This is a genomic window from Streptomyces sp. NPDC001270, from assembly GCF_042896695.1.
GTDB lineage: Bacteria > Actinomycetota > Actinomycetes > Streptomycetales > Streptomycetaceae > Streptomyces.
This window is the reverse complement of the sequence record NZ_JBIAXM010000004.1, coordinates 239,288-252,864: the sequence shown is the minus strand read 5'-3', so window position 1 is coordinate 252,864 and position 13,577 is coordinate 239,288. Positions and strand designations below refer to the sequence as shown.

Sequence of the window (13,577 nt, the reverse complement as noted above, 5' to 3'; positions counted from 1 at the left end):
AAACCTCAAGTAACAATTTGGATTCGACGGCTGCTGATTCCGTTCACCTCCGATTCACTGGACCGGCTCGTACACCCCGGTACGGGAGAACCCTCACCCGGCGCAAAGGAATCCCCCATGACTTCGCAGCCGCCCCACCCCGCTCCTGGAGATCCTGACACCGGAAATTCCGGCGCCGGGCTCCAGGCAGGACTCAAAAACCGCCATCTTTCGATGATCGCCATCGGCGGCGTCATCGGAGCCGGCCTGTTCGTCGGATCCAGTTCCGGAATCGCCACCGCCGGACCCGGCATCCTCCTGTCGTACGCCCTCGTCGGCACACTCGTCGTCCTCGTGATGCGGATGCTCGGTGAGATGTCCGCCGCCAACCCCGCCTCCGGTTCCTTCTCCGCGCACGCCGACCGGGCGCTCGGCCGCTGGGCCGGTTTCTCCATCGGCTGGCTGTACTGGTTCTTCTGGGTCGTCGTACTGGCCGTGGAGGCCACCGCCGGGGCCAAGATCCTGGAAAGCTGGATCCCCGCGGTCCCGCAGTGGGGCTGGGCGCTGATCGTGATGGTCGTGCTCACCGCGACCAACCTGGTCTCGGTCGGCTCCTACGGTGAGTTCGAGTTCTGGTTCGCCGGGATCAAGGTCGTGGCGATCGGCGCGTTCATCGTGATCGGGCTGCTGGCCGTCCTCGGCGTGCTGCCCGGTGTGGACAGCGACCAGGCGAGCTTCAGCAACCTCACCGGCCACGGCGGTTTCCTGCCCAACGGTCCCGGCACCATCCTCACCGGGGTACTGCTCGTGGTGTTCTCCTTCATGGGCAGCGAAATCGCGACGCTGGCCGCGGGCGAGTCGGAGGACCCGCGGCGGGCCGTCACCAAGTCGACCAACAGCATCATCTGGCGGATCGGCGTCTTCTACCTGGGCTCGATCCTCATCGTCGTCTCCCTGGTGCCGTGGGACGACCCCGCGATCCAGAAGGACGGCTCGTACGTCGCCGCCCTCGGCTCGCTCGGCATCCCGCACGCCGGTCAGATCATGAACTTCATCGTGCTGACCTCGGTGCTGTCGTGTCTCAACTCGGGCCTGTACACGGCCTCCCGGATGGCCTTCTCGCTGGGCCAGCGCGGTGACGCGCCGAAGGCGTTCGCGCGGACCACGTCCCGGGGCGTGCCGATGGCGGCGATCGTCGCGTCGGTGGTGTTCGGCTTCGTCGCCGTCTTCTTCAACTACCGGTTCCCGGACTCGGTCTTCCTCTTCCTGGTCAACTCCAGTGGCGCGGTGGCCCTGTTCGTCTGGCTGGTGATCTGCTTCTCGCAGCTGCGGATGCGGAAGATCATCCAGCGTGAGGCGCCGGAGAAGCTGGTCGTGAAGATGTGGCTGTACCCGTATCTGACCTGGGCCACCGCCGCGCTGATCGTGTTCGTGCTCGGCTACATGCTCACCGACACCGAGGGCGAGAGCAGTGGCCGGACGACCGTCCTGCTGTCGCTGCTGGTCGCGGCGGTCGTGGTGGTCATCGCGGTGGTGCGGCAGCGGCTCGCGGGCAGCGGCCAGGACGCGACCGAGCAGAGCGAGCAGGACCGGGTGCCGGTCGGCTGAGCCCGGTGTCGGCCGACCGGCCCGGGTGTCGGTCGACCGGCCCGGATGTCGTGGCGCGGTTTCGCGGCGCGGCACGCCGCTGGGCCGAGCGGCCCGGAGGCCAGGAAGCAAAAGGCCGGGAGGCACAAGGCCGAACGGCGACAGGCGGCGGAGACGCCGGGACACGGCAGAGGCTCGCCGGGCGCGGTATCGATCGCCCGGCGAGCCTCTGCCGTCGGCCGGTGTGCGGCCGGCGCCGCTCGCCGCCTCCGTGCGGGCGGGGTCCCGGCGCGGCGCCGCGGTCAGCGCTTGTCGACGAGCTTCCAGGCGGTGGGCAGCAGGCCCATGGCCAGCGCGGCCTTCAGGGCGTCGCCGATCAGGAACGGCGTGAGGCCGGCGGCGATCGCGGCGGAGGCGGACATGCCGGTGGCCACGGCCAGGTAGGGGACGCCGATGGCGTAGATGATCGCCTCGCCCAGGATCATCGTGCCCGCGGTGCGCAGCATCGAGCGGTCGGCACCGCGGCGGGCCAGCGCGCCCACCACGGAGGCGGCCAGCAGCATGCCGAAGACGTAGCCGAGGGACGGGGCCGCCGTGCCCGCGCCGCCGCCCGCGAACCACGGCACGCCCGCCATGCCCGCGATCGCGTAGAGCGCGAGGGAGAGGAAGCCGCGGCCGGCCCCGAGCGTGGTGCCGACGAGCAGGGCGGCGAAGGTCTGCCCGGTCACCGGGACCGGGGAGCCCGGCACGGGCACCGAGAGCTGGGCCGCCAGGCCGGTGAGCGCGGCTCCACCGAGCACGAGGGCGACATCGCGCACACGGGAGGCGGGCAGGAGGTCGGCGAGGACGGCACCGGAACGGGCGCCGGCGGTGGCGGTGCTCATGAGGACTCCGCGGGTGTGGGCAGGCTGGGACACCGTGACGCTATACCGCCTGGTCGGGACGTTCACCGTCAGTGCTCGACAAAGGCTGAAACGGCGGGCTGGTCGGCTCCATACAAAGGGCGCCGATTACACCCCGTGCGAGGTGACAACGGTCACGGAGGGCGCGATACCTGGCTCACGCCACCGCCCGGTGCCACGGGCACCGCCTCTTCCCCTGCACCCGCGGAGAGCTTTTTGTTGCTAGCGTGTAGTTGCAAGCCCTTTGCAATAAGAGGTTCGGAGGGGACCACCCATGCCCGTCTACACGCTTCCTGAACTGCCCTACGACTACTCCGCGCTCGCCCCGGTGATCAGCCCCGAGATCATCGAGCTGCACCACGACAAGCACCACGCGGCCTATGTGAAGGGCGCCAACGACACGCTGGAGCAGCTGGCCGAGGCGCGCGACAAGGAGCAGTGGGGTTCGCTGAACGGCCTGGAGAAGAACCTGGCCTTCCACCTCTCCGGACACATCCTGCACTCGATCTACTGGCACAACATGACCGGTGACGGCGGCGGCGAACCGCTGGCCGCGGACGGTGTGGGCGGGCTGGCGGACGCGCTCACCGAGTCGTTCGGCTCGTTCGCCGGTTTCAAGGCCCAGCTGACCAAGGCCGCGGCCACCACCCAGGGATCGGGCTGGGGCGTGCTGGCGTACGAGCCGCTCAGCGGCCGCCTGGTCGTCGAGCAGGTCTACGACCACCAGGGCAACGTGGGCCAGGGCGCGACCCCGATCCTGGTCTTCGACGCCTGGGAGCACGCCTTCTACCTTCAGTACAAGAACCAGAAGGTGGACTTCATCGACGCCATGTGGGCGGTCGTCAACTGGCAGGACGTGGCCCGGCGCTACGAGGCCGCCAAGTCCCGCGCCGGGGTGCTGCTGCTGGCGCCCTGACGGCGTGCCCCGATCGTCCTGCCTCGTGATCGTCTTCTCACCCTTCACGCGGCGGGCGGAGAAAGGGACCGGCCCCGCGAGGACGTGACTCGCGGGGCCGGTGCTGTTCAGCGGGCGCGCCGGGCACGGGACGCGCCGAGAACTCACGGGGTGCCGACGGAACTCAGAGGATGCCGACGGAACTCAGAGGTTGCTGAAGTCGGGGCCCTTGGTACGGGTCCGCTTGATCTCGTAGAAGCCGGGCACGGAGGCCACGGCGAGGGTGCCGTCCCACAGCCGCAGGGCCTCCTCGCCCTTGGGGGCGGGCGTCACCACGGGACCGAAGAAGGCGATCTCCTCGCCGTCGGGACCGGGCACGGCGATCACCGGGGTGCCGACCTCCTGGCCGACCTTGTCGATGCCCTCCTTGTGGGAGGCGCGCAGCTCGGTGTCGTAGGTGTCCTTGTCCGCGTACCCGATCAGCTCGGCGGGCAGGCCCGCGTCCGCGAGCGCGGCGGCGATGCTCTCGGGATTCACCCCGAGGCCCTCGTTGTGGAAGCGGGTGCCGAGCGCGGTGTACAGCTTGCCGACCGCCTCGTCGCCGTGCAGCTGCTGAGCGGCGACGGCCACCCGGACCGGGCCCCAGGACTTGCCGCCGGGGCGCATGTTCTCGGCGTACTCCTCGGGCAGGGTGTCGAGCTTGTTCTCGTTCAGCACGGCGAGGCTCATCACATGCCAGCGGACCTCGATGTCCCGCAGCTTCGCCACCTCCAGCACCCATCGGGAGGTCATCCAGGCCCAGGGGCACAGGGGGTCGAACCAGAAGTCGACGGGGGTCTTCTCAGACATGTCACTCCTCGGGGATACGCCTTTCCCCGGGGAACGCGTCCGGTCGTTCCGTCATTCCCCTGCTGACCCCCGTCAGGGGCACATGGGAGGATCGGTGCTGTTGAACCCCAGCCGAACCATGCCATACCACCACAACGAGGGAGTGCCGTCCGTGCCCGGTGAGAATCTGTCCCGCGACGAGGCCCGCGAGCGGGCCGCCCTGCTGTCCGTCGACGGGTACGAGGTGTCCCTGGACCTGCGGTCGGCCGTCGGCGACGGGGACGGCGCGCCCCGCACCTTCCGCTCGGTCACCACGATCCGCTTCCGCTGCAACGAGCCCGGCGCGTCCAGCTTCGCGGACCTGATCGCGCCGGCCGTGACCGCGCTCTCGCTCAACGGCCGGGACCTCGACCCCGGCGAGGTCTTCGACGGCTCCAGGATCGCGCTGGAGGACCTGGCCGCCGAGAACGAGCTGGTGGTGGACGCGCTCTGCGCCTACTCCCGCACCGGCGAGGGCCTGCACCGCTTCGTCGACCCGGAGGACAGCGAGGTGTACCTGTACACCCAGTACGAGCCGGCCGACGCCCGCCGGGTCTTCGCCAACTTCGAACAGCCGGACCTCAAGGCCCCCTACCGCTTCGAGGTGCGGGCGCCGGAGGGCTGGACGGCGTGGAGCAACGGCGCCGGCGAACTCGTCGAAGGAGTGTGGCGGTTCGCCGAGACCAAGCCGATCTCGACGTACATCACCTGCGTGGTGGCGGGCCCGTACCACTATGTGACCGACTCCTACGAGCGGACCTTCGAGGACGGCACGCGGCTGCGGATCCCGCTGGGCGCGATGTGCCGCAAGGGCCTCGCCCCGCACTTCGACGCGGACGACGTCTTCCTGATCACCAAGCAGGGGCTGGACTTCTTCCACGACCACTTCGACTACCCGTACCCGTTCGGGAAGTACGACCAGGCGTTCGTCCCGGAGTACAACCTGGGCGCGATGGAGAACCCGGGCCTGGTGACCTTCCGCGAGGAGTACGTCTTCCGCGGCAAGGTGACGCAGGCGTCCTACGAGGGCCGCGCCAACACCCTGCTGCACGAGATGGCGCACATGTGGTTCGGCGACCTGGTCACCATGGAGTGGTGGGACGACCTGTGGCTCAAGGAGTCCTTCGCGGACTTCATGGGCGCGTTCGCGAACGCGGGCGCGACCCGGTTCGAGAACGCCTGGATCACCTTCGCCAACCGCCGCAAGGCCTGGGCGTACCGCGCGGACCAGTTGCCCTCCACGCACCCGGTCACGGCGGACATCCGCGACCTCCAGGACGCCAAGCTCAACTTCGACGGCATCACCTACGCCAAGGGCGCGTCGGTGCTGAAGCAGCTCGTCGCGTACGTCGGGCAGGACGCCTTCCTGGAGGGGGCCCGGCGCTACTTCAAGCGGAACGCGTACGGCAACACCCGGCTCGGTGACCTGCTGTCGGTACTGGAGGAGACCAGCGGCCGGGACATGGCGGTCTGGGCGCGGTCCTGGTTGCAGACGGCCGGGGTGAACTCGCTGACCCCGCAGGTCCTGCTGGACGCCGAGGGCCGGGTGAGCGAGCTGGCCGTGCTCCAGGAGGCGCCCGAGACGCATCCGCAGCTGCGTCCGCACCGGGTGGCGGTGGGCCTGTACCGGCGCGGTCCGGCCGGGGACCTGGAGCGGTACGCGCGCGTGGAGACCGACGTCGACGGCCCGCGCACGGTCGTGCCGGAGCTGGCCGGTGCCGCGGCCCCGGAGCTGGTCCTGGTCAACGACGACGACCTGACGTACTGCAAGATGCGGCTGGACGCCACGTCCCTGGCCACCCTCCGGGACCACCTGGGCGCGCTGACCGACCCCCTGGCCCGCGCCCAGTGCTGGTCGGCGCTGTGGAACCTGACCCGGGACGGGCTGCTGCCGACCCGGGACTTCGTCGAGCTGGTGCTGCGCTTCGCGGGCCGCGAGAGCGAGATTGGCGTCGTGCAGATGCTGCACGCGTGGACGAACTCGGCGCTGGTGCACTACGCGGCGCCCAAGTGGCGGGCGACCGGTGAGCGGCTGGTCGCCGACCGGGCCCTCGACGAGCTGCGGCGGGCCGCGCCGGGCAGCGAGCACCAGCTGGCCTGGGCCCGGTTCTTCGCGACGGTGGCGTCCGGCGAGCCGCACCTCACGCTGCTGCGGGAGCTGCTGGACGGCACGGCCGTGGTCGACGGGCTGGCGGTGGACCAGGAACTGCGCTGGGCGTTCCTGGAGCCGCTCGCGGTCCACGGGGCGGCCGACGAAGCCGTGCTCGCGGCGGAGCTGGCCCGCGACGACACCGCGTCCGGCAAGCGGCACCACGTCCGCTGTCTGGCCGCCCGCCCCTCGGCCGCGGTCAAGGCGCAGGCGTGGGCGCAGGTGGTGGAGTCCGACGCGCTGTCCAACGCGCTGGTCGGGGCGACGATCGCCGGGTTCGCGCAGCCCGCGCAGCGGGAGCTTGCGGCTCCGTACACCGAGAAGTACTTCGCGGCGATCGAGCGGGTGTGGCGGGAGCGGTCGATCCAGATCGGCATGGACGTGGTCAGGGGGCTGTTCCCGGCCTACCAGGACTCGCCGGAGACGCTGGCGGCGACGGACGCGTGGCTGGAGGCGCACCGGGAGTCGGCTCCCGCGCTGCGCAGGCTGGTGCTGGAGGCGCGGGACGACCTGGCACGCTCGCTGCGCGGGCAGTCCTGCGACGCCGCCGCCTCTGGCCAAGGCTCGGCCCGTCCGTGACCGTTACGGAATTCGGTCAATAGGAGCCGTAACCCCTGGTCCGCACCCGAACGGACCAGGGGTTTTCGATCGCTACTCGGCATCCGAACATTCGTCCTTTAGTGCTGCCTTGTCCGTATTTGTCGACGGGTGTGTAACAGCGGTTAAAGGGCCGGCCGGCCGCGGGAATCCGGAGGTCATGAACCACAACACCCCGCTCTCCCCGCGTCCCCTCCACCACCTCAGCGACGTCCACCACCGGGTGCTGACCGTGGCCCGGCTGCGCAAGCACGGTGTCTCGACGGCCGACCTGAACGAGCGGTGCCGCCCCGGCGGCCCCTGGCAGCAACTCCTGCCGGGCGTGGTCCTGCTCCACGCCGGGCCGCCGACCGGCGAGGAGCGGTTGCACGCCGTGCTGCTGTACGCGGCGCGCGTCCCGGCGGGCGCCGCCGTGCCGCCACAGCCCAGGCCCCCCGAGTCGCCCGCGTCCCGGTACCCGGAGGTGATGGTCACCGGCCCGGCCGCGCTGAGCCTGCACGGCTTCGCCGCGGCGCCGCCGCTGTCCTCCCTGGACCGCATCGACGTGCTGGTCCCGCGGGCACGCCGGCTGCGCTCGACGGGCCTGGTCCGCATCGTCCGCACACCGGTCCTGCCCGCTGCGCGGCAGGTGTCCGGCGTGCCGGTGGCGCCGGTGCCGCGGGCCGTGGCGGACGCCGTGGCGGACCTCTCGGACGCGGCCACGGTGCGCGTGCTGCTGTCCGAGGCGGTCCGGGCCGGCCACTGCGAACCGACCGCGGTGGTACGGGAACTGAACCAGGCCAGGCTGCTCTCCCGGCCGCACGTGGTGGACGCGGTGGACTCCCTGGTGGCCGAGGGCCGGGCGCTCGCGGAGGACCGCCTGTACCGGATGGTGCGGGAGTACGGCCTGCCGGACCCGGTGTGGAACGTGGACCTGCGGCTGCCGGGCGGCCCGCACCTCGGCGGCCTGGACGCGTACTGGCCGGACCAGGCGGTGGCGGTGGAGCTGGACACCCGGGCCCCGCGCCAGGACGAGGACGCCCTCTGGTCGGAGTACGCGCGCAAGCGCGAGCACCTGGAGCGCCTGGGCATCACCGTCGTGCACATCTCCCCCAGGAAGCTCCGGGAGTCGCTGGAGCAGCAGGCGACGGTGGTCCGCACGGCCCTGATGGCCTCCGGCGACCGCGACCCGGCCGCGTGCGTCGTGGTCCTGCCGCGGTAGTGCCGCTCAGGGACGACCGGAACGGGGCCCGGGACCGGGCCGGCGATCGGGGCCGGGCCGGGACCGAGGGCCGGGCCGCGGGCCGAGCCCGGCCGCACGGGTACGGGTCGTACGGGTACCGGCGGCGCGGGTCAGGGCGACTGCTGTGGTTCCTCGTGGCGGGAGGCGGGGCGGGTCACCCGGTCGAGCAGGGTCGCGTACGCCGCGATCATCCGGGTGCGGCTGAACCGCTCCCGGCTGTGGACCAGGGCAGGGACGAGGTCGGCACGGCCGGCGACCGCGCCGGCCCAGGCCAGGGCCACGGCTCCCGGGTCCGGCGGGGTGACGAAGCCGTGCCCGGCCGCGATGGCCGCGCTGTCGCCGACGTCGGTGGTCACCGGCACGGCCCCGCACATCATGCCCTCGATCAGACTGAGCGGCGCGGCCTCCCCCGCCGACGAGGTGAGCGCCACGACGTCGGCGGCGGCGTGGACCGCCGCCATGTCCCCCCGCACGCCGAGCAGGTGCACCCGCTCCGCGAGCGCCCGCTCGGCGCCGAAGGCGACCTCGATGTCCGCCCACAGGGCCGGGTTTTGCGCGGTCATGCCCGCCCCGCACATCAGCACGTGCCCGCCGCCCTCGCGGCCCAGCCAGAGCCGGGCCGCGCGCAGCAGCAGCGGGACGTTCTTCATCGCGGCGTAGCGCGCGGCGAAGACGACCACCGGCGCCGCGGCCGGGATCCCGAGCGCGCTGCGCACCCGCTGCCGTGCCTCCGCGTCCGGCCGGAACCGCAGCAGGTCCACCCCGTTCGGGATGACGTGCAGCAGTGCCGCCGGGATCCCGGCGGCCAGATACGCGTCGCGGGTCGACTCGGCGCAGCACACGCACGCCACGACCGTGCCGTCCGCGATGGCCGTCTTCAGCTCGTCCAGCGCCGGTCCCTGGTTCTCCGGGTCCGAGCGGTGCAGGCACACCACCACCGGGCGGCGCGGCAGCCCCGCCTGGTTGAGCAGGGCCAGCGGCTGCTCCTTCAGGGAGAGGATGACGTCCGCGCCCGCCATCGCCCGGGCTGTCGCGGCCAGCTCGGGCCCGCTGAACGCCTGCGCCGCGACGGTGCCGTCGACCAGGCCCGCGCTCCGGCCGAGCGAGGTGACCGGCACCGCGCCGGCCGTGAGCGCGCGATAGCAGGCGTCGTCCTCCATGCGCTGCCGGGTCGCCTCCCGGTAGACCTCGCCATGGATGCTCAGCACCTGGTGGTGCTGCCTGCCGCCCTCCACGAGTCCCAGCAGGACATCGCTGTGGACGATCCGGGCACCGCCGGAGAAGAAGCCCTCGTAGACCGAGAGCACCCGCAGATCACGCATCGCGCGCACGCGACCACCCGCCTTGCACCTGATTCAAGCCATCCCCGTGAACAGCGGGTTAGCCGATATATGGCGGTACGGACATTGCATACGCGTTAAGACGGAAAGACACCGGCGAAACGGTGTCTAACAGAATTCCCCCTCCAGCACGGCGTCCATGTCCCCGGCCCAGTCGCCGTTGAAGTTGACCGCCAGCGCGTGCCGGCCGTCGGCCGTGGTCACCGCCGAGGAACTGGAGCCGTGGATGCCGCCGTCGTGTCCCCAGACGTGGACGCCGCAGGACAGGGTGCGGTCCATGAGCCCGAGGCCGTAGCCCGTGTTCGGGATGCCCTCGGCCGTGACCGTGGTCTTCATCTCCTTCAGCTGCCGCGCGGGCAGCAGCCGGCCGCCGAGCAGGGCCCGGTAGAAGCGGATCAGGTCGGCCGAGTCGGAGATCATCTCGCCCGCGGACGACGCGATGGACGGGTTCAGCCGGGTGACGTCGTACGACGGGCCCGCCACCGGCTGGGCCAGCTTCGAGTAGGCGCGGCTGCTCGGCTGCGGGACCGTGACCCGGGTGCCCGGCACCGTGGTGCCCGTGAGCTTCAGCGGGCGGATGATCCGCCGCTCGATCTCCTCCGCGTACGGACGGCCCGTCACGCGCTCGACGATCATGCCCGCGAGAACGTAGTTGGTGTTCGAGTAGTTCCAGGACGTGCCCGGCGCGAAGTCCGGTGCGTGGCGCATCGCGATCGCCACCAGCTCGCTCGGGGCCAGGGTGTCGTCACGGTGCTGGAAGAAGCCGTCCTTCACGAAGTAGGCGCGGCCGAAGTCCTCGTCGGCCGTGTAGTTGTAGATGCCGCTGGTGTGGTTGAGGAGCATGCGGAGCGTGATCGCGCGGCCGTCGTGGCCATGACCGCGCACCACGCCGGGCAGCCATTTCTCCACCGGGTCGGCCAGCGACAGCCTGCCCTCGGCCTCCAACTGGAGCAGGACGGTGGAGACGAAGGTCTTGGTGATGCTGCCGACGCGGTAGCGGTCGGCGGCGGAACGCGGGGCACCGGTGCGGGTGTCGCCGACGCCCGCGGTCGCCGACCAGGCGCCCTGCACGTCCCGGGCGCCCGCGGTGACGCCGGGCACCCCGTCGGCGACCGCGGCCGCCATGGCCCGGCGGGTGGCCGCGTGGCCGTCGGCGCCCTCGGCGGGCCCGGCCGCGAGCACCGGTGTCGCCGCCAGTGCCATCGAGAGCACCGCGGCCGTCGCCGCCGCCACTGCCATACGTACGGACATGTCGTTTCCCCTGTTCGCTGGGCTCGTCGAGCTCGGTCGCGGGGAGGGACACCGGGGTGGCGGTGAAGGTTGCCCAGCCGTACGCCGGTTGAGCGTGTATCGGCCCTTTCGACCTCAGCCCTTCTTCAGCACCAGCTCCGTGTTGCGGTCGGTCGTGGAACCCCCGAGGGTCGTGCCGGCGCCGGGGGCGTTGAAGGACAGCTCACGATATAGGGCGGCCAGGCCGGTCTGGGACAGGTCGGCGGGATCGGTGCGGTGCGGCGCGGCGGACTCGACGAGCGTGGTGAACAGCGACAGCGTGCCGTCCTTGTTGTCCACCAGCTCGATGACCCGGGCGAGTTGGGGGTGGTCGACGTGGGAGGCGGTGGAGATCTCCCAGAAGGAGTGGCCGCCGGCGGTGCTGTGCGGGGTGATCACGTTGCGGTGGATGTGGCCGTTCACCCAGGCCAGGACGCCCGGGTGGCGGGCGAGCACGGCGAGGACCGCGGCGCCGTCGTGCCGCTGCTCGCCGGGGTCGGCCGGATCGGGGCGGGTGTTGTCCATCGTCGCGCTGGTGTGGTGGCTGAAGACGACGGCGTACGCGTCCTTGTTGTCCCGCAGGGTCTTGTCCAGCCAGGTGAGCTGGGCGGTGCCGATGGAGCCGTCGTAGTGGCCGCCCGGGTCGGTGGTGTCCAGGCTGATGCCGATCACGTCGTCGGTGATGCGGAACGAGTAGTACTGGGTGCCCGCGGCCACGTTGTCCGACGAGTAGCCGTGGCCGGCCGGACCGGATCCGGTGTGGGCCGGGTCGAGGTGGGCCTTGAGGTAGTCGGCGGGGGTGTACGGGGCACGCCTGTCGTCGGGGGTGACCGGCCGCAGATCGCGCGCGTGTGCCTGGAGCAGGTCCCGGAAGCCGGTGCCCTGGGGGTCGGCGGCGTTCCTGATGCTGTCCTGGAGTTTCTTCGCCTCGGCCGCGGACAGGCTCATCAGCTTCCTGCCGCCGACCGCGAACTCGGTGAGGTAGGGGTCGCCGTGCGAGCCGTAGCAGCCGAGCGGCAGGGCGTCGTGGTTGCCGACCGTGGAGTACCAGGGCAGGTGCAGGCCGGGGCTGCGGACCTCCCGGAGCGCCGCCGCCAAGTAGCCGTCGAGTTGCGGGAATCCGGCCGTCTTGTCCTGGTCGCGCAGGGCCGAGTCGGGCTGCCAGTAGAGGCTGAGGCCGCTGCTCTGCACGCCTTCGTAGTGGCGCGGGTCCCCGGTGTTGGGGGTGATGTTCCCGCCGCTCATGATCGTCATGAACCACTCCAGTTCGGAGTGGGCGTTGTTGTCGGTGTTGTCGCCGGTGGTCATCACGCAGTGCAGCGGCGAGCCGGTGGCCGGGCCGCCCCGCAGCGAGTTGACCCGCTCGACCAGCGAGACGGCCCCGGGCACGGTCAGCGCCTCGTGCGGGCGCCAGGCGTGCCGGTCGGCGGAGCGCAGGAACTCCAGCCGCAGCGGGTGCTGGACGTCCATCAGGTGCAGGTCGGTGAGCTGGACGAAGGCGGCGAGCGGGGTACGGCGGTCGGCGCGGCCGGACTTGGCGGCGGCCAGTTCCTCGCGCACCACCCGCGGCCAGCCGGGTCCGTCGCCGAGGCGCCGGTAGCCGGAGCCGCCCGGTGCGGCGGCGACGGATTCGAGGGTGGTGCCCTTGGCGTAGGGGGTGAGCGGCGGTGCGGGCGCCGTCCGCGAGGAGGCGAGGGGTGCCCCCTGGGTGGTGGCGGCCTGGCTGTCGGTGGGGCGCAGGGCGTAGCCGATGCCCGCGGAGGCCGACACCGCTCCGACGGCGGCGAGGACGGTACGGCGGTTGACCCCCAGCGCGGAGGTGGCGACAGAGCGTATGCGCGACATGGCGCGGTCTCCCCGGGTGCGAACGCGTCAGCAGTGGTTCGCGGGTGATCGCCATCGCGAACATCCCGCTGCTTGGGATCGTTGGCACCAGGGGTGACCTGCGCGTGAACGAGGCAGCAACGTGCGGCGCCGATCACCGTACGTGGATCACGGCGTACCGGACACGGTCATACGGTGGATTTCGGGCGGCCGGTGGACGGTCACTCCGTGTTCATCTGCGGGGGTAGCAGGAGGCCGCCGGGCCCGTCCGGCAGCCGTCCGGACGCCGGGCGCTCGCGCCACAGCCTGAGCGCGGTGTCGACGAGCGCGACCCGGTTCAGACCGTCCACCGCGGCCAGGTCCTGCCAGGCGGCCAGGTCGGTGGAGCCGTTCTCCTCGTTGCGCAGTTCACCGCCGGTGATCCGGCCCTCGTAGACGAGCCGTACGCCGTGGTGGTCGACGCCGCGCCCGAAGCGCCGCGGCCTGGTCAGGTGCAGCGAGTCCACGCCGAGCAGGCCGGTCACCTCGATGCGGTAGCCGGTCTCCTCGAAGACCTCCCGGCGCACGGTGTCGTGGGGATCCTCGCCGTGCTCCATGCCGCCGCCGGGCAGCACCCACTCGGGCGGGCCCTCGGGGGCCGGCGAGCGGGCCAGCAGGATCCGCCCCGGGCCTTCGGCCGGAGCGGCCCCCACGTCGCGAACGCACACGGCGTAGGCCGCCACCCTCAGTTTCCTGCGCACGGGGGGACGTTAGTCCGAGTGTGCCGGGTCCGGGGGCCGGACGACGGTTCCGGCCACGGTGCGACGGTATTCCGCCACAGTTCGCGTTCATGTTCCCGAAACAATCAGCGAAAGATCATCTTTTGGCGGCTTAAATCCCCCGTGGCGTATGGCGGGTGTACGCCATCCATCCCTCACGCCCCGGTCAACTCTCCCCAAAGTTCTCA

10 protein-coding genes are annotated in these 13,577 nt (G+C 71.6%); 4 read left to right on the top strand and 6 right to left on the bottom strand.

Features of this window, described 5'->3' with window-relative positions:
• Window positions 1–117: 117 nt before the first annotated feature.
• A complete protein-coding gene (locus tag ACFY2B_RS09310) occupies window positions 118–1,587 on the top strand; it encodes an amino acid permease (protein WP_390762536.1) in 1,470 nt (489 codons plus the stop codon).
• Between the two features lie 281 nt (window positions 1,588–1,868).
• Here the strand turns inward: ACFY2B_RS09310 and ACFY2B_RS09305 are convergent, their stop codons facing one another.
• Complete coding sequence (locus tag ACFY2B_RS09305) at window positions 1,869–2,450, bottom strand: biotin transporter BioY (protein WP_390762535.1); 582 nt, start codon at window positions 2,448–2,450, stop codon at window positions 1,869–1,871.
• 292 nt (window positions 2,451–2,742) lie between these two features.
• On the opposite strand from ACFY2B_RS09305, the gene ACFY2B_RS09300 reads away from it, so the two are divergent.
• Window positions 2,743–3,384 (top strand): superoxide dismutase, encoded by a 642-nt coding sequence (locus tag ACFY2B_RS09300; protein WP_390762534.1) that lies wholly within the window; start codon window positions 2,743–2,745, stop codon window positions 3,382–3,384.
• A gap of 183 nt (window positions 3,385–3,567) precedes the next feature.
• Here ACFY2B_RS09300 and ACFY2B_RS09295 read toward each other — a convergent pair whose 3' ends face one another.
• Window positions 3,568–4,212, bottom strand: a complete 645-nt coding sequence (locus ACFY2B_RS09295; protein WP_390762533.1) for a DsbA family protein — start codon at window positions 4,210–4,212, stop codon at window positions 3,568–3,570.
• A gap of 151 nt (window positions 4,213–4,363) precedes the next feature.
• On the opposite strand from ACFY2B_RS09295, the gene pepN reads away from it, so the two are divergent.
• Both pepN and ACFY2B_RS09285 read left to right on the top strand, forming a co-directional pair.
• Window positions 4,364–6,958 (top strand): aminopeptidase N, encoded by a 2,595-nt coding sequence (gene pepN, locus ACFY2B_RS09290; RefSeq protein ID WP_390762532.1) that lies wholly within the window; start codon window positions 4,364–4,366, stop codon window positions 6,956–6,958.
• Window positions 6,959–7,136: 178 nt separating this feature from the next.
• Window positions 7,137–8,177 carry a hypothetical protein gene (locus ACFY2B_RS09285; RefSeq protein ID WP_390762531.1) on the top strand — a complete coding sequence of 347 codons (1,041 nt, stop codon included), beginning with the start codon at window positions 7,137–7,139 and terminating at the stop codon, window positions 8,175–8,177.
• A 131-nt stretch (window positions 8,178–8,308) separates the two neighbouring features.
• Here the strand turns inward: ACFY2B_RS09285 and ACFY2B_RS09280 are convergent, their stop codons facing one another.
• The 4 genes from ACFY2B_RS09280 to ACFY2B_RS09265 all read right to left on the bottom strand — a co-directional run bounded on the left by ACFY2B_RS09280 (window position 8,309) and on the right by ACFY2B_RS09265 (window position 13,371).
• Entirely contained in the window at window positions 8,309–9,505 is a 1,197-nt protein-coding gene (locus ACFY2B_RS09280) for a glycosyltransferase (RefSeq protein WP_390762653.1), read from the bottom strand.
• 141 nt (window positions 9,506–9,646) lie between these two features.
• Window positions 9,647–10,789, bottom strand: coding sequence for a serine hydrolase domain-containing protein (locus ACFY2B_RS09275; RefSeq protein WP_390762530.1), 1,143 nt, complete (start codon window positions 10,787–10,789; stop codon window positions 9,647–9,649).
• 114 nt (window positions 10,790–10,903) lie between these two features.
• The gene (locus tag ACFY2B_RS09270) at window positions 10,904–12,652 is read right to left on the bottom strand and encodes a TIGR03767 family metallophosphoesterase (protein ID WP_390762529.1); all 1,749 of its coding nucleotides are present in this window, start codon (window positions 12,650–12,652) and stop codon (window positions 10,904–10,906) included.
• A gap of 200 nt (window positions 12,653–12,852) precedes the next feature.
• The gene (locus ACFY2B_RS09265) at window positions 12,853–13,371 is read right to left on the bottom strand and encodes an NUDIX hydrolase (protein ID WP_390762528.1); all 519 of its coding nucleotides are present in this window, start codon (window positions 13,369–13,371) and stop codon (window positions 12,853–12,855) included.
• Between the last annotated feature and the right edge of the window lie 206 nt (window positions 13,372–13,577).

Excerpts from the sequence above, each read along its gene's own strand:
- ACFY2B_RS09310 (WP_390762536.1), top strand. The coding sequence starts at position 118 with ATGACTTCGCAGCCGCCCCACCCCGCTCCTGGAGATCCTGACACCGGA.
- ACFY2B_RS09305 (WP_390762535.1), bottom strand. The coding sequence starts at position 2,450 with ATGAGCACCGCCACCGCCGGCGCCCGTTCCGGTGCCGTCCTCGCCGAC.
- ACFY2B_RS09300 (WP_390762534.1), top strand. The coding sequence starts at position 2,743 with ATGCCCGTCTACACGCTTCCTGAACTGCCCTACGACTACTCCGCGCTC.
- ACFY2B_RS09295 (WP_390762533.1), bottom strand. The coding sequence starts at position 4,212 with ATGTCTGAGAAGACCCCCGTCGACTTCTGGTTCGACCCCCTGTGCCCC.
- ACFY2B_RS09285 (WP_390762531.1), top strand. The coding sequence starts at position 7,137 with ATGAACCACAACACCCCGCTCTCCCCGCGTCCCCTCCACCACCTCAGC.
- ACFY2B_RS09275 (WP_390762530.1), bottom strand. The coding sequence starts at position 10,789 with ATGTCCGTACGTATGGCAGTGGCGGCGGCGACGGCCGCGGTGCTCTCG.
- ACFY2B_RS09270 (WP_390762529.1), bottom strand. The coding sequence starts at position 12,652 with ATGTCGCGCATACGCTCTGTCGCCACCTCCGCGCTGGGGGTCAACCGC.